Annotated in this window: 16 protein-coding genes; 10 read left to right on the top strand and 6 right to left on the bottom strand. The window is 63.1% G+C overall.

The window, feature by feature from the left end:
* The first annotated feature begins 45 nt into the window (after positions 1-45).
* The 10 genes from BWP39_RS17605 to BWP39_RS17560 all read left to right on the top strand — a co-directional run bounded on the left by BWP39_RS17605 (position 46) and on the right by BWP39_RS17560 (position 8209).
* Complete coding sequence (locus tag BWP39_RS17605; protein ID WP_096722216.1) at positions 46-1548, top strand: flagellar hook-length control protein FliK; 1503 nt, start codon at positions 46-48, stop codon at positions 1546-1548.
* Positions 1549-2072: 524 nt separating this feature from the next.
* A complete protein-coding gene (gene fliL / locus BWP39_RS17600) occupies positions 2073-2579 on the top strand; it encodes a flagellar basal body-associated protein FliL (protein WP_096722214.1) in 507 nt (168 codons plus the stop codon).
* A 55-nt stretch (positions 2580-2634) separates the two neighbouring features.
* On the top strand, positions 2635-3633 hold the full coding sequence (gene fliM, locus BWP39_RS17595; protein WP_096722212.1) for a flagellar motor switch protein FliM: 999 nt from the start codon (positions 2635-2637) through the stop codon (positions 3631-3633).
* The gene (fliN, locus tag BWP39_RS17590) at positions 3626-4084 is read left to right on the top strand and encodes a flagellar motor switch protein FliN (protein WP_096722210.1); all 459 of its coding nucleotides are present in this window, start codon (positions 3626-3628) and stop codon (positions 4082-4084) included. Before fliM ends, fliN begins: the two co-directional genes overlap by 8 nt.
* 50 nt (positions 4085-4134) lie before the next feature.
* Positions 4135-4647 carry a flagellar biosynthetic protein FliO gene (gene fliO, locus BWP39_RS17585; RefSeq protein ID WP_096722708.1) on the top strand — a complete coding sequence of 171 codons (513 nt, stop codon included), beginning with the start codon at positions 4135-4137 and terminating at the stop codon, positions 4645-4647.
* A gap of 78 nt (positions 4648-4725) precedes the next feature.
* Positions 4726-5436, top strand: a complete 711-nt coding sequence (fliP, locus tag BWP39_RS17580) for a flagellar type III secretion system pore protein FliP (RefSeq protein WP_091017604.1) — start codon at positions 4726-4728, stop codon at positions 5434-5436.
* 28 nt (positions 5437-5464) lie between these two features.
* A complete protein-coding gene (gene fliQ, locus BWP39_RS17575) occupies positions 5465-5734 on the top strand; it encodes a flagellar biosynthesis protein FliQ (RefSeq protein WP_091017296.1) in 270 nt (89 codons plus the stop codon).
* A 6-nt stretch (positions 5735-5740) separates the two neighbouring features.
* Complete coding sequence (gene fliR, locus BWP39_RS17570) at positions 5741-6523, top strand: flagellar biosynthetic protein FliR (protein ID WP_096722208.1); 783 nt, start codon at positions 5741-5743, stop codon at positions 6521-6523.
* Positions 6524-6662: 139 nt separating this feature from the next.
* Positions 6663-6902: a helix-turn-helix transcriptional regulator gene (locus BWP39_RS17565; RefSeq protein ID WP_096722206.1), complete on the top strand. Its 240-nt coding sequence runs from the start codon at positions 6663-6665 to the stop codon at positions 6900-6902.
* On the top strand, positions 6899-8209 hold the full coding sequence (locus BWP39_RS17560; protein WP_096722204.1) for a type II toxin-antitoxin system HipA family toxin: 1311 nt from the start codon (positions 6899-6901) through the stop codon (positions 8207-8209). The genes BWP39_RS17565 and BWP39_RS17560 overlap by 4 nt, the downstream gene beginning before the upstream one ends.
* Positions 8210-8218: 9 nt before the next feature.
* Here the strand turns inward: BWP39_RS17560 and flgL are convergent, their stop codons facing one another.
* The 6 genes from flgL to flgH form a co-directional block, all read right to left on the bottom strand.
* Positions 8219-9439, bottom strand: coding sequence for a flagellar hook-associated protein FlgL (flgL, locus tag BWP39_RS17555; protein ID WP_096722202.1), 1221 nt, complete (start codon positions 9437-9439; stop codon positions 8219-8221).
* An 11-nt stretch (positions 9440-9450) separates the two neighbouring features.
* A complete protein-coding gene (flgK, locus tag BWP39_RS17550; RefSeq protein ID WP_096722200.1) occupies positions 9451-11463 on the bottom strand; it encodes a flagellar hook-associated protein FlgK in 2013 nt (670 codons plus the stop codon).
* Between the two features lie 118 nt (positions 11464-11581).
* Complete coding sequence (locus BWP39_RS17545; RefSeq protein WP_096722198.1) at positions 11582-12370, bottom strand: flagellar brake protein; 789 nt, start codon at positions 12368-12370, stop codon at positions 11582-11584.
* Positions 12371-12687: 317 nt separating this feature from the next.
* Positions 12688-13617: a flagellar assembly peptidoglycan hydrolase FlgJ gene (flgJ, locus tag BWP39_RS17540; RefSeq protein ID WP_096722196.1), complete on the bottom strand. Its 930-nt coding sequence runs from the start codon at positions 13615-13617 to the stop codon at positions 12688-12690.
* Between the two features lie 11 nt (positions 13618-13628).
* Positions 13629-14813 carry a flagellar basal body P-ring protein FlgI gene (locus BWP39_RS17535; protein WP_207556942.1) on the bottom strand — a complete coding sequence of 395 codons (1185 nt, stop codon included), beginning with the start codon at positions 14811-14813 and terminating at the stop codon, positions 13629-13631.
* A 2-nt stretch (positions 14814-14815) separates the two neighbouring features.
* The gene (flgH, locus tag BWP39_RS17530) at positions 14816-15514 is read right to left on the bottom strand and encodes a flagellar basal body L-ring protein FlgH (protein WP_096722192.1); all 699 of its coding nucleotides are present in this window, start codon (positions 15512-15514) and stop codon (positions 14816-14818) included.
* Positions 15515-15540 lie beyond the last annotated feature (26 nt).

The following is a 15540-nucleotide window of genomic DNA, read 5'->3' as shown; positions in this document are numbered from 1 at the left end:
GCCGGGCCTGACATCGATTGAACGGACTCACGGTAGAGGAAACGTATGTCGACTCTTTCACTGATCGGAGCGCTGACCGGCGCGAGCAGCGGCGCATCGTCTGCCGGGTCTGGCGGGGCGGCGTCGAATGGCGTGTCGTCGTTTGCGCAGACGCTGCAGCAGAGTATTGGTGCACAGAGCGGTGCTGCGAATTCGAATGCGAGTTCGGGTAGTAGCGCGGCGCAGAAGGCACCGGCTTCTGCATCGTCTTCGTCCGCTGCGTCGTCTACCCCGGGTGTGCACGATGTGCCGGCGCAGGACAACAGCGGCGTGTCGAACAATGCAGCGGCGACGAACGGCCAGCAGGATGCGGGCAGCTCGCCGGCTGCTTCGTCGGGCGATGCATCGCAGACTGCCGGCAGCGATGCTGCAAACAAGCCGTCAGGCGGCGGCGCATCGAAGCCGAAGGGTACGGACGGCACGACGACACCGATGACGGCCGCCGAAGCTGCGGCTGCGGCAGCCGCGGCGCAAGCGCAAGTTCAGGCGAGCGCGGTAGCAACCCAGGCCACGGCCCTCCCCGAGAATGCCGGCACAGCACAGCAAACCGACGCCACCGCGACGACTGACACACCGGCCACGGCACCGGACAAGAAAACAGCTGCCACCGATCCCAAGTCAGTCCGCGATGCATTGCAGGCCGCGTTGAATGCGCTGACGAGCGCCCAGAGCCCGGTGCCCGTGCCCGCCATCGGTGCAGGTGCGAGTGCGACTGCGATCAACGCCGCATCGACGACTGGCGCGAACACCGGCGATGCGAGCATGACGCTACGCGGCTCGTCGACGAGCAAGGGTTTCGCGCTCGGTGCATCGCTGGCCGACGGCAAAGGTCCGCACGCAGGTAACGCAACGACGGTGGCGACGACTGGCAGCGCAACGACTGGCGCTGTGGACACAGATGCCGCCCGCAGCGCGGCGGATGCGCTGATGGCCACCACGACGGATACATCGAACACCCAGGTCGCAAAGGACAACGCGGACGCGGTGCGCGCAACGCTTGCCGCCTCGCAGGCTGCAGCGAACACACCGACTGCGGCCGCGCAGAGCGCCAACCCAGCCGTAGCCGCAACGGCTGCAGCCATCGCACCGCAGGTCGGCACCCCTGACTGGGAAGACGCGTTGAGCCAGAAGGTGGTGTTCCTGTCGAACGCCCACCAGCAGACTGCGGAACTCACGTTGAATCCACACGATCTCGGACCGTTGCAGGTGGTGCTGCAGGTGGCGGACAACCATGCGCATGCGTTGTTTGTGTCGCAGCATCAGCAGGTACGCGATGCGGTGGAAGCAGCGCTACCGAAGCTGCGCGAGGCGATGGAATCGGGTGGCATCGGTTTGGGCAGTGCGAGTGTTAGCGATGGTTTTGCACGGCAAACGGGGCAACAGGCGCAGGGGGAAGGAGGACGCGGACGCGGGCGAGGCCGCTCAAGTAACGACGGCACAACCGAACTATCCGGCGCGGTCACCGCACCAACGCGACGTACGGTGGGACTGGTCGATACGTTTGTCTGAACGAGCAAACTAGACCGCGACAAACACTCGCCGTAGGCATCGCTGTCCCGCGGCCCAATCTGCGTTCCGAAGTGGTCACCCGACCGCGAGCACGAAGTGCGAGCGGGATGAATGACAGCCTGGTCACTACCGCTGAATGCGCGAGAGATGATCTCGTCTCGGACCACTACCGCATCAGTGCGAAGACGACACTTAGGCGCGGGCCACTTCGGCTACACATGGAAATGACCCGCTATCGTATCGAGCGGCTTTCTTTGCCTTCTTTCTTTGCCGCGCAAAGAAAGAAGGTGCCGCCCCGCACAGGGGCAACGCCTGCGCCGCGAGGCGCTAACAAGAAGCCGCCGGCCCAGGCAAACAGCAAAGCCCAGCAGCCCGCACGGGCAAACCAAAGAGATAACCTAAATTCCCCCTTCTTTTCCCCCCATCGCGCGGCCTGCCAATAGACAACAATCCACCCTACCAGCACTGAAGCACGCAAACGCAAACGCAAGCACAAACGCAAACGTAAAACACGAACAAATCTCATGGCATCCACAACCCCAAACCAGCCGGCCATTGTCCAGGTGGCCACGCCGGGCCCGATCAAGCGCATTCTGCTGATCGTGCTGATCGCCCTGCTCGCCGCCGCAGCAGCGGGCGCAGGCGTGTGGTTCTTCATGAGCAAACGGATAGCAGCACCCACAACCGCGCCAACAGCACCCGCTCCATCCGCGGTACCGGTGTTCTTCCCGCTCGAACCCATGACCGTCAACCTGCAATCCGACGACGGCCAGCAACACTACCTGCGCATCGGTCTCACGTTGAAACTGAACGACCAGCGCACGCAAGACCACTTAACTGAACACATGCCCGAAATCCGCAGCCGCGTGCTGCTGGCGCTGTCGAACAAACACCCCGACGAACTCGCGCCGCTCGATGGCAAGCGCGCGCTCGCCCAGGAACTGAAAACGCTGATCGAACAGCCAACCGAGCCGGGCGGCCAACCGGCGCGCGTCCAGGACGTGCTGTTCACCGAATTCGTCGTGCAGTGACCTCGCGTCACGCTGCGCCGACCCTCAACCGCGAACGGATGCACGAGGAACAGGAATGGGCCACGAAGAGTTCATGTCCCAGGAGGAGGTCGATGCGCTCCTCAAGGGCGTCACCGGCGAAACCGACGCCGAGACCGAGCCGGCCGACCGCTCGGGTGTACGCCCGTACAACATCGCGACGCAGGAACGCATCGTCCGCGGTCGGATGCCCGGCCTCGAAATCATCAACGATCGCTTCGCGCGGCTGTTGCGCGTCGGCATCTTCAACTTCATGCGGCGTACCGCGGAGATCTCCGTTGGTCCCGTGAAGGTTTTGAAGTACAGCGAATTCACCCGCAACCTGCCGATCCCGACCAACCTCAATCTCGTTCACGTGAAGCCGCTGCGCGGCACGTCGCTGTTCGTCTTCGATCCGAATCTCGTGTTCTTCGTCGTCGACAACCTGTTCGGCGGCGACGGCCGGTTTCATACGCGTGTCGAAGGGCGCGACTTCACGGCGACCGAGCAGCGCATCATCAGCAAGCTGCTGAACCTCGTGTTCGAGCACTACGGCAGCGCGTGGAAAAGCGTGCGGCCGCTGCAGTTCGAATTCGTGCGCTCGGAGATGCACACGCAGTTCGCGAACGTCGCGACGCCGAACGAGATCGTCATCGTCACGCAGTTCTCGATCGAGTTCGGTTCGACCGGCGGCACGCTGCATATCTGCATGCCGTATTCGATGATCGAGCCGATCCGCGACGTGCTGTCCTCGCCGATCCAGGGCGAAGCGCTCGAAGTCGATCGTCGCTGGGTGCGCGTGCTGTCGCAGCAGGTGCAGGCCGCGGAAGTCGAACTCACCGCCGATCTCGCACAGATCCCGGTGACGTTCCAGCAGATTCTCAACATGCGCGCCGGCGATGTGCTGCCGATCAACATTCCCGAGCACATCGTCGCGAAGGTCGACGGCGTGCCGGTAATGGAATGCGGCTACGGAATTTTCAATGGTCAGTACGCGTTGCGCGTCCAGAAGATGATCAGCGCAACCGACACGACGAAGGAAGGTGGATATGAGTGACCTCAATAGCGCGCCGGAAGCCGAACTGCCGCCCCGCGAACCGCAACTCGCCAGTCCTGAAACGGCCGCGGACCCGGCGCTCGACGACTGGGCCAGCGCGCTCGCTGAGCAGAACAATGGCGCGGAATTGAACGCCTCGACTGCGGGCGTATTCCAGCCGCTGTCGAAGGTCGAACCGACCGCCACGCGCAACGACATCGACATGATCCTGGACATCCCCGTCCAGATGACCGTCGAACTCGGCCGCACGAAGATCGCGATCCGCAACCTGCTGCAGCTTGCTCAGGGCTCGGTCGTGGAACTTGATGGGCTCGCCGGCGAACCGATGGATGTGCTCGTGAACGGTTGCCTGATCGCTCAAGGCGAGGTGGTCGTCGTCAACGACAAGTTCGGTATTCGGCTGACGGACATCATCACGCCGTCGGAACGCATCCGGAAGCTCAATCGATGAAGTCTGTCGTCTATCCGAACGTTGCGCGAAGTACCGCCAGCCGCTTTCGGATGCTGCCTGCGCTCGCAGTGTCGACGCTGTTCGTCTGCTGCGCCCACGTCGCCCAGGCCGCCGATATCAACGCAGTGAACAACGCCGCGCAAATCGCCTCCGGTGTCGGTGCGGGGACTGCGGTGCCGTCGCTGGGTGTAGGTGCGGTTTTGCAGACCGTCGTCGGTCTTGTCGTTGTGATCGGTATCGTGTTCGGTTTTGCGTGGCTCGCGCGGCGTCTCGGCTTTCAGCCCGCGCAGCGCAGTGGGCTCGTGAAGACGATCGGTGGTGCATCGCTCGGCGGTAAGGAACGCGTTGCGCTGGTCGAGATCGGCGATACGTGGCTCGTGCTCGGCGCGGCGCCGGGCCAGGTGCGTCTGCTGCATACGATGCCGGCAGGGCAAGCCGTAGCCGAACCCGGCGCGGAACAGTCTGTCGCGCCCCTCGCCGGCACGTTCGGCCAGCGCTTTCGCGAAGCGCTCAAAGGCGAGGTGGGCAAGCGCCTGAACCGCCCCGGCAGCGGAGACCAGTAAATGCCGCTCTACCGCTCTCACGCACGCAACCTGCTGCGCGCCCTCTGCCGCCTTGCACCGCTCGCACTGCCCGCGCTGATGCTCGCGCTGCCGTCGCTGTCATTCGCGCAAACCGCAGGGTTGCCCGCTTTCAACACGAGCCCCGGCCCGAACGGCGGCACGACTTATTCGCTGAGCGTGCAGACGATGCTGCTGCTCACGATGCTGTCGTTCCTGCCCGCGATGGTGCTGACGATGACGAGCTTCACGCGCATCATCATCGTGCTGTCGCTGCTGCGCCAGGCGCTCGGCACCAACACGACGCCGCCCAACCAGGTGCTGGTCGGCCTCGCGCTGTTTCTCACGCTGTTCGTGATGTCGCCGGTGCTCGACAAGGCCTACACCGACGGCTACAAGCCGTTTTCCGAAGGCACGATCCAGATGGACGACGCGCTGTCGCGCGGCGTCGCGCCGTTCAAGGCGTTCATGCTGCGTCAGACCCGCGAAACCGATCTCGCGCTGTTCGCGCGCATTTCGCACGCGGCGCCGATGCAGGGCCCCGAGGACGTGCCGCTCTCGCTGCTCGTGCCGGCCTTCATCACGAGTGAACTGAAGACCGGCTTCCAGATCGGTTTCACGATCTTCATTCCGTTTCTCATCATCGATATGGTGGTGGCGAGCGTGTTGATGTCGATGGGGATGATGATGATCTCGCCCGCGACGATCTCGCTGCCGTTCAAACTGATGCTGTTCGTGCTCGTCGACGGCTGGCAGTTGCTGCTCGGCTCGCTGGCACAGAGCTTCACGTGATGCAGCCGCCTACCGGGGACGCTCGACCATGACGCCAGAAAACGTCACCACGATTGCCCACGAAGCGATGTACGTCGCACTGGCGCTGGCCGCGCCGCCGTTGCTCGTGGGACTGGTCGTCGGATTGATCGTGAGCCTGTTCCAGGCCGCAACACAGATCAACGAGGCGACGCTGTCGTTCATCCCGAAGCTGGCGGCCATCGCACTGACGCTCGTGCTGATCGGCCCGTGGATGCTCACGACCATGCTCGACTACATGCGCCATATGTTCACCAGCATTCCGATGCTCGCGAACTGAACGACGATGTTCACCGTCACCTACGCGCAACTGAACGCATGGCTCACCGCGTTTCTGTGGCCGTTCGTGCGGGTGCTCGCCCTGGTCGCGACCGCGCCAGCGTTTAGCGAGAAGTCGGTGCCGGTACGCGTGAAGGTCGCCATCGCCGCGTTCGTCACGCTGATCGTCGCTCCGACGCTTGGACCGTTGCCGCAGGTCACCGTGTTCTCCGCGACGGGCATCTGGATCATCGTTAATCAGTTTCTGATCGGTGTGGCGCTTGGCTTCACGATGCAGATCGTATTCGCGGCCATTCAGGCCACCGGCGAAATCATCGGCTTCGGCATGGGGCTCGGCTTCGCGACCTTCTTCGATCCGCATGCAAGTGGATCGAGCGCCGTTGTCTCGAAGTACATGAACACCATCGCGATGCTCGCGTTCATTGCACTGGACGGCCATCTACAGATGCTGACCGCGCTGCTCGGTACCTTCCAGACGGCGCCGGTCGCGGCCAACATACTCGGCGCCGGAGGCTGGCGAATGCTCGCGGGATGGGGCGCGACGGTGTTTTCGGCGGGGTTGCTGCTGTCGTTGCCGGTGGTGGCAGCGCTGCTGATCGCCAACCTGTCGCTCGGCATCCTGAACCGGGCGGCGCCGCAGATCGGCGTGTTCCAGATCGGCTTTCCACTGACGATCCTCGTTGGCATGCTGCTCGTGCAACTGATGGCGCCGAATATGATTCCGTTTTTTGCGCGGTTGTTTGACAGCGGGATTGATGAGATGGGGCGGGTGGCGTTGGGGTTCAGGTAAGGCGATATTCCCGATCGGGAATAATTGGCTTACTCGGACGCCATATTTACGGTCATATTCCCGATCGGGAATAATCGACTTGCCCGGGCATCACACTCGCGATAATATTCCCGATCGGGAATATTCAAGAGACTCGCCCATGAATTCCAGCGTAATCACACCGATCGGGAAGATCCTGAACGCCAGGGATCTGGGAAAACTCGTGCGTGATCTCCGAGAAAAACAGGGCGCAACACAGGCGGATCTCGCTAACTTCGCTCAGACCGGACAGCGTTTCATTGTGGACCTGGAAGGCGGCAAAGCGACCGTCCGGTTCGACAAGGTGCTCCAGGTGCTCAACATTCTTGGTGTAGAGCTGACTGCGACGAGGCGTAAATGAACACACTCGACGTTTTTCGCGACGGTCAGATCGTAGGCTCACTCATCGATACGGACGGTGTCCTGGGATTCCGCTACGCGTCGACGTGGATCGCGGCCAGCGGACAGCCGCTTTCACCAGATTTACCGTTACCGGAAAATGAAGGAGACAGTCGCGCATTCAGCGACGCAGCAGTTCGCGCGTTTTTCGAGAATCTGCTACCCGAAGGAACGATCCGCGAATTTATATCTCAAGCGCTCAAGATTTCATCCGACAACGTCTTCGCGTTGCTGGAGCGTTTCGGTGGTGATACGGCGGGCGCTTATTCGATCCTGCCGGCAGGAGATTTGCCCTCGGACAAGCCGCGTTATGTGCAGATCAACGCCGCGCAGCTCGCGGACTGGTTCGGTAAGTCCCGCGGTGTACCCCTAATGCTGGAAGAAGGGCCCGCGCGAATGTCATTGAGCGGGGCCCAGGACAAGATCACCGTCTACATCGGCGAAGATGGTGCAATGGCGTTGCCGCTCGCAGATGCACCGTCATCACACATCATCAAGCCAGCGATCAGCTATCGTCCCGGCCTGGCGGCGTCGGCTGCCAACGAGGTCTATGTGATGCGCCTTGCGGCAGCATCTGGCCTGCAGGTCCCCGAGGTTCGATTTGATGCAGCGCTCAATGCGGCGATCATCCAACGCTACGATCGTCAGCGCCTGCCTAACGGCCGGTTGGGAAGACTGCACCAGGTAGATCTTTGCCAGGCGATGGGCTTGCCATCGTCTCGCAAGTATGAAGCTGAGGGAGGCCCGACCTTTGCCGAATGTCTGCGGTATGTGACCAGCCATAGCAGCGCGGCCCTTGCAGACGGTCGACGTCTGATTGGCTGGGTGGCCTACAACCTGATCGTCGGGAACATGGACAGCCATGCCAAAAACCTGTCACTGCTCCATGATCCGGAAGATGGAGATCGCCCGAGGCTCTCGCCGTTCTACGACATGGTGTCGACGACGATCTACCCGCAACTCAGTAGCCGTTTTGCTTTCAAGATCGGTGGAGAGAATCGCCCCGCATGGATCATGGCGCGCCACTGGGAACGCATGGCAAACGAAACCAGCCTTTCGATTCGCTATGTGCGAGACATCGTCACGTCGATGGCCAGATCGGTTCAGATAGCGCTCCCCTCCGTTCATGAGGAGATGCTTCGTGAAATCCCGGGCGAAGCCAACGCGAAAGTCCTGAAGAGCGTGCGCGAGGAAATTGAGAAGCAGAGCCGCTTGTTGTTGGACCGTATAGTCAACGCAAACGAAGATGCTCCGCCTTCAGATATCTGAAGATTTCGCCTAATTCAGATAATTGAACAACGACATATTCTGAATCTTCGCAAACCCTTCCTGCGCCGCCTGCAACGCGTTCTGCGTCATCGTGTACTGGCTGACGATCGTCGTGAGGTTGGTCGTCGTCAGATCCGCGAGGTTGCTTTGCGTCTGCAGCGAGTTGGTCTGCGTGACCGCCTGCAGCGCCTGAATTTCCTGCTCGCGCCCACCCACCGATGCCTGCACGGTAATGACGTTGTTGCGCGTGTTGCCGAGCTGCGCCATGCCGGTCGTCAACGCGTTCTGCAGATTCGCGCTCGAAGCCGTACCGGTGACCGGCGTCTGCAAGGCCTTGACCACTGAATCGATGGTGGCGAACACATCGGTGCCGGCCTGCGCGGCCGGCTTCACCGTGAACGCGTCGCCGGCTGCCGGTGCGCCGGTAATCGCCACGCTCTGACCGTTGCCGAGCGAGATCGCCGAGCCCGCGGTGAAGGGCGTCGGTGCGCTCACCGTCACCGGGTTGGTCGACTGGTCGGTAACCGTGTAGGTCGTCGCGCTCGAGAACGCAATCGAAAACGTGTGCGAGTTGGTCGCGCTGGCTGCATTCGTCGTGCTCACCGCGCCGATCACGCCCGTACCGGTGTTCGCCGGGTTGCCCGACGGAATCGAGCTAGTGCCGACCGTCGCAACGCTCTGGAACACGGACGCGCCGTTGTCGGCCGTCGAGATGTCGCGTGTGCCGGCCACCTGCATCGTTCGATTACCGGCGTCGCCGGTGTAGACCACCGCACCGGTCGCGCTGGTCGAGAACGGCGCGGACGTGTTCTGGAAGCCGCCGAACAGATAGTTTCCCTGCGCATCGGTGGCATTGCCGAGCGTCACCAGCTGGCTGCGCAACCCTTGCAGCTGGGTCGCGAGCGCGCTGCGATTGCTGTCGCTGAGCGAGCCGTCGCCGGCACGCACGAGCAGCGTGTTGATGTTCGTCAGCACCGTGCTGACGCTGCCGAGCGTCGAATCTTCGGCCTGCAGCGACGACAGCGCGGTGTTCTGGTTGGCCGAGTACTGCGACAGCGTCGCACCCTGCGCGCTCAGTTGCACGGCCTGCGCGGCGCCGAGCGGATTGTCCGATGGCGTCGCGAGACTCACACCGCTCGACAGCTGCTGGTACAGCTGCGCAAGCGTGTTCTGCTGGTCGTTCATCGCCTGAACGCCCATGTTGAAATACTGCGTCGTAGAGATACGCATGGCTCAACGCCTCACTGGAAAATGCCGAGCAGCGTCTGGAACAACGTCGACGCCGTCTGGATAACTTTGCTGTTGGCCTGATACAGCTGCTGGTACTGCAACAGGTTCGCGGCTTCCTCGTTGATGTTCACGCCCGACACCGATTGTTGCGCGGTCGTGATCTGCGAGACGAGCGAGGTTTGTGCCTTGTTTTGCGACTGGACCTGGTTTGTCTGATTGCCGATCGTGTTCACGTAGTTTGCGTACGCGCTGGTCAGCGTGGACGTTCCGCCGTTGAGCGCCTTCGCGGTGACAAGATTCGACAGCGCCAGTGCGTTGCGGCCGTCGTTGCTGCCGCCGGTGTTCTGGCCGATCGTGAAGGTGTCGCCGGCGTTCGGTGTGCCGCTGATCGTGACCGTCACGGCGTTCATTGTTCCGGCAGGTGCAGGCGGCGGCGGGTTGTTGATCGTCATCGTCGCGCCAGTGGCCGGGTTGTACGGAACCGGTGTGTCGCCTGCCGCGTCGATCGTGGTGCTGGTCGGCGGCGAGCCTGCAATGGTCACGACCGAGCCCGGCGGAAAACCTGTCAAAACACCGGTGGGCGGTGTAGTCGACGGCGACGGGGTGTAGGTCAGCGTAGTCGTCCCCGTCGGCAGCGTGTAACCCGCCCCCACCGAACCCTGTGAAATAGTCGCCGCACCGGTGTTGCTGCTGCCCTTCGCCGCCAGCACCGGCGAGGCCGCAGCGATCGCACCGGCATTGGTCGTCGCGAGCGCGAAGTTGTCGAGCGCGCCGCGCGTCGGCTGCACGGTGAACGAATCGCCCGCTTTCATCGTGCCGGTTAGCGAGAACTGCAGGCCATTGATTGGCTTCGTGAGGTCAGGTGCCGTGGTCGTCGCACCGGTTTCACTGTCGGTCAGCGTGTACTGCGTGCCATCGTAGGACAACGTGTAATCGCTCGTAGTCGGCTGCGCGGCATTCGCAAACGATGCCGACAACGTCGCGCCACCCGTGTTGCGCTGGTTCGCATAGACAGTGGGCGAGCCAACCGTGAACAGATTGCCCCCGGCCTTACCCGACAGATCGATACCCAGCGCATTCTGCGCATTGACCTGCGCTGCGAAGCTCGTCGCGATCGCGCCAAGCTGCGCGGCGGCCGGATCGAGCGTCTGGCTGCGGAATGTCAGCAGCCCACCGAGTGTCCCACCCGATACCGCGCTATCCGGCATCGTCTGCGGAGTCGGCGCGGGCGTCGCGCCGGCGAGACCGAGGTAGGTCACCGACTGCTCGGTAGGATCGCCGGGCGAAGTCGCCGTGCCGAGATTGAAGCTCTTGTCAGCGAGGACCAAAGGCTGCCCGCTGCTCATGAACAGGCTATAGCTGTTGCCGTTCTGCACGACCTGCACACCGACGAGTTGCGACAGGTTCGACACCGCGAGATCGCGCTGATCGAGCAACTGGTTCGGTGGCTGCCCCGAGCTGCTGCCCGCCACGATCTGCGCATTGAGTTGTGCGATCTGCGCGGTGTAGCTGTTGATCGACTGTACGGTGCTCGACAACTGCGTGTTGACGCTCGCGCGCAACTGGTCGTACTGCTGGCCGGCCGCGTTGATCTGGTTCGCGAGTGTCTGCGCGCTGCTAATCGCCGTCTGGCGCGCGGACTGGTCAGCCGGATTGTTCGACACACCCTGCAGGCCGGTGAAGTAACCCGTGATCGCGCTCGCGATACCCGTGGTCGGGCTGCCGACCAGGTTGTTGAGCTGCGCGATCAGCGTGTAGTAGGTGTTGAGCGATCCACCTTGCGACTGCGCGTTGTTCAGCTGGGTCGTCAGGTACTGGCTGTACTGGCGCTGCACGGTCGAGGTCGACACGCCTTGCGGCAGATAACCCGAGCCGGTGTACTGGCCGCCCGTCTCCTGATAGACGGGACGTTCCACCGAATAGCCCGGCGTCGACGCGTTGCTGATGTTCTGGCCGGTCGTCGTCAGTCCCCATTGCGCGGCGTTGAGTCCGCTGAGGCCGATGTTCAAGAGGTTGCTGGACATGCGTCATCCTGGAGTGGCGAGCGTCGGATAGCGTCCCGGCGCATTGCGTGAACTTCCTGTATATCGGCTCGCCGGCAGGAAAATTGAGGCCGGCGCACTCGCTTGCACCGGCCCGGCATCAGGCCCGTATCAGCGAACGGCGCTTCATCTCCAGCTGCGTGATGAGCCGCTGCAGGGTGTTTTCCGCGCTGCCCGGCAGCGCGACGAAACGAAATCCGAGCTGGCAGCGCTGCGTGCCGTCCGGCAGCGCGACCGCGCGGTGCGATACGAGTTGCACATCGAGCGACAGCATGTTGAGGCCACCGAGGCTCAATTCGACATCGGGCAGCGTGACGCCGATCGGCAGACCGGCGATGCGCTCGTCCGCGGTGTACACGCCCACGCCGCCCAGCGACAGGTCATGCACCTCGCAGCGAAACGTCTCGCCATCCGGCAGACGGCCGCGGCAAATATACGGTTCCAGCACCGGCGCATCGACGCGGAAATATTCGCGCCGCTGCACGTGATACAGCACCTCGGGGAAGTCCGCCTCGAACGCGGGCAATCCTTCGAAATGTCGTTCGCGCGGCGTCGACGTCGCAAACTCGACGCGCACGCCGTTTTGCGAGGCGCGGAACTGGCAGCGCGACGCCGCGAGCGCGCCGCGGTTCTGCTCAGGCAGCGCACCCCAGTCGAACGTGAACGTCTGGCCGCGTACATCGACTGCGAGAATTCGCGTCACCAGTTGACCACCCCTGTACTGCACCGTCAGAAAGTCCCGGCGATTCACGAGATTGCGCAACTGCACGCCGATCTCGAGCGGATTGCGCCGGCCGAAGTCGTGGCCGTCATGGGCGATCTGCCCGCTTGCACCGTCTTCAAGATAGCGGGCGATGTCGTTCTGGCCGGTCGACTGCGAAGTATCCATAGGCTTGCCGGTATGCAGGTTCTCTCGGGCGCGCGGTGCTTCTCTGGCTGGGCAGCCACCGGGGTCTCCTCGGCAGTCGCGCGCAATCGACCGGAACGACAAAGCCTTCCGGTTCTCGGATCTTCCTGAATAGCGGCAGCGCGCCCCAAAAGTTTAGGGGCGCCTTGCTAAATATTTCACTGCTCCGGGCTGGCGCCAGGGCACCTGCCCAATCTGCGGTTAGGCCAGCCGTCGTACGGACGGCCGGCGGTCCCGTCTTGTTCTGCGACATGGCCCCGTCGCTTCCCTGCCTCGTTATGCCAGCTGTCAGAAGACGGCTATGCCATCTTCTGCATGATCGAAATCAGTTTCTTCGCGTAATGCGGATCGGTCGCGTAGCCCGCGCGCTGCATGCCGTGCGCGAACCCGGCTACGTCGTGCGATGAATTCAGCACCTGCGCATAGCGCGGATTTGCCTTCAGCAGGTTCGCGTAGTCGGTCATCGCGTCTTCGTATGAGTCGTACGCGCGAAACTTCTCGACTACACGCTGCGGCTGGCCGTTCACGTATTCGGTTGTCAGCGTCGACACGGTCTTGCCGGTCCAGTCTTTGGTCGCCTTGATGCCGAACACGTTGTGGCTCGACGAGCCGTCCGTTTTGCGGATCTCGCTCTTGCCCCAGCCCGATTCGAGCGCCGCCTGACCGATGATGAAGCGCGCCGGAATGCCAGTCGCCGCACTCGCCGCCTGCGCAGGCGCCGCGAGCTTGTCGACGAACGCATCGACCTTCTGCGACGAACCGTCGCCGCGCAACGGCGGCGTCAGCGCGCTGTTCGCCGAATAGCCCTTGCCCGCTGCGAGCGCGCCGTTCGCCGCGCTGTTGCTGTACGCGTTGGCGAGCGCGTTCAGCGCCGCGTTGTTGCCGGCATTCGCGTCGCCGCCACCCTGGCCCGCGTTGCGCATCAATTGCTTGAGCATCGCATCGGCTACGCCGATGCCCTTCGACGACATCTGCTGCGACAACTGCTGGTCGAGCATCGACGTGAAAGACGCGCTGTCGTGTGAATCGAACGGGCCGTCGGACGGCGTCGCATCGCGCATGCTCTTGAGCATCATCTGCGTGAACACCGCATCGAACTGCTGCGCGGCCATCTTCAGACCGGCCTGCGGCGACGCGTTGACTTGCGCGCGCAGGCTGTCGAACCCCTGCACGTCGAGCGCGAAGCGCTGGCTCAGGTCGTTTGCGGTCCGGGAAGGATCAGAGTTCATCGCCGTCGTCCTTAGATGATTTCCAGATCGGCACGCAGCGCGCCTGCTGCCTTCATCGCCTGCAGGATCGACATCAGATCCGCGGGCGTTGCACCCAATGCGTTGAGCGCCTTCACGACTTCGGCGAGATTCGCACCGGCGGAGACGAGCTTGACCGCACCGTTATCCTGCTTGAGCTGGATCTGCGACTGTTGCGCGACCACCGTCTGGCCATTCGAGAACGCGCCCGGCTGGCTCACCACCGGCTGCGTATTGATCACCACCGAGAGGTTGCCGTGTGCCACGGCGCAGCTTTGCAGCGTGACCATCTGGTTCATCACGATCGACCCCGTGCGCGCGTTCAGGATCACCTTCGCTGCGGCCAACGCAGGCCGCACATCGAGGTTCTGCAACTGCGCCATGAAGGCGACCTGCTGTTCGCTGTCGGTTGGCGCACGCAACTGGATCGTGCGGCCGTCGAGCGCCATCGCTGTACCGCCGCCGAACGCGTTGTTCACCGCCGCGACAATGCGCTGCGTCGTGTCGTAGTCCATGTCGTTCAGTTCGAGCTGCATCATGCCGCCTTGCGACGCGGCCGTCTGCACCGCCCGCTCGACGATCGCGCCCGCCGCGATGCGACCAGCCGCGAGCTGGTTCACCTGCACGCGGCTGCCGTTCGCACTCGCGCCGGCGCCGCCCACGGCGAGGTTGCCCTGGGCGAGCGCGTAGACCTGGCCGTCCGCGCCCTTCATCGGTGTGAGCAGCAGCGTGCCGCCGCGCAGGCTCTTCGCGTTGCCGAGCGACGACACGGTGACGTCGATGGCCTCGCCGGGGCGCGCGAACGGCGGCAGCGTCGCGGTCACCATCACGGCCGCGACGTTCTTCAACTGGATCGTGCTCAGCGCCGAGGTGCCCGAATTGTTCGAGCCCGCCGACTGGTTGTTGATCGAGATGCCGAGATTCGCGAGCATGTTCGCGAGTGTCTGCGTCGTGAATGGCGTTTGCGTCGTCTGGTCGCCGGTTCCGTCGAGCCCGACGACGAGGCCGTAGCCGATCAACGGGTTATCGCGCACGCCTTGAATCGAGACGAGGTCTTTCAGGCGCTCGGCGTGTGCATCAGGTGCAGCGAATGCGAACGCGACACAGGCCAGCGCGAGCCCGACCGTAAGGGGTCCGGTGACAGTGCGCACAGCGCGGCGAAAGAAAGCGAAGTTCATCATCACCACGGCGCCACGTTAAGGAAGAACCGCTGCAACCAGCCCATGTTCTCCGCTTCGTTGATATAGCCCTTCGCCGAGTATTCGATTTTTGCGTCGGCCACCTGGGTTGAGTACACCGAGTTCAAACCCGAGATCGTGTTGGGATTGACGACACCCGAGAAGCGTACGAACTCGTTGCCCTGGTTGATCAGCATCTGCTTCTCGCCGCTCACGACGAGGTTGCCGTTCGGCAGTACGTTCGTCACGGTGACGGTGATGGTGCCGTTGAACGTGTTCGACGCATTCGCACCGCCCGTCGAATTGAACGTGTTGTCGCCCTTCGCGCTGAGGTTCGCCTTGCCGAACAGGCCGCCCAGAAAACCGGCTGTCGGCACGTTGAAGTCCGTCGCCGAATTGCGGTTGGTGGCCGCCCCCGACGACTTCGTCGCGTTGATGTTCTCCTGAATCACGATAGTCAGGATGTCGCCGATATTGCGCGGGCGCTGGTCTTCGAACAGCGGCCGGCCTGCGTAGCCCGGGTTGTAGATCGAGCCCGCCGTCTGCATCTGCGGCGGCGTGGCCGGGTAAGCCGTCATCGGCTGCTGGACGATCGGCTGCCGCGGCGCGAGCCCGCAGCCGCCGAGTGCGGCAGTGGTCGCGGCAACAAGCAGCGCCACGCAGCAGCGTGTCCGAAGCGGAATACGGTTGAAGTACGACATCTTGATTACCGTCTGTGTATTTCCGA

Origin of the sequence: Paraburkholderia acidicola (genome assembly GCF_002362315.1) — a bacterium.
Classification (GTDB): Bacteria; Pseudomonadota; Gammaproteobacteria; order Burkholderiales; family Burkholderiaceae; genus Paraburkholderia; species Paraburkholderia acidicola.
The sequence above is the reverse complement of the archived record's forward strand: the minus strand, read 5'-3'. Positions and strand labels throughout refer to the sequence as shown.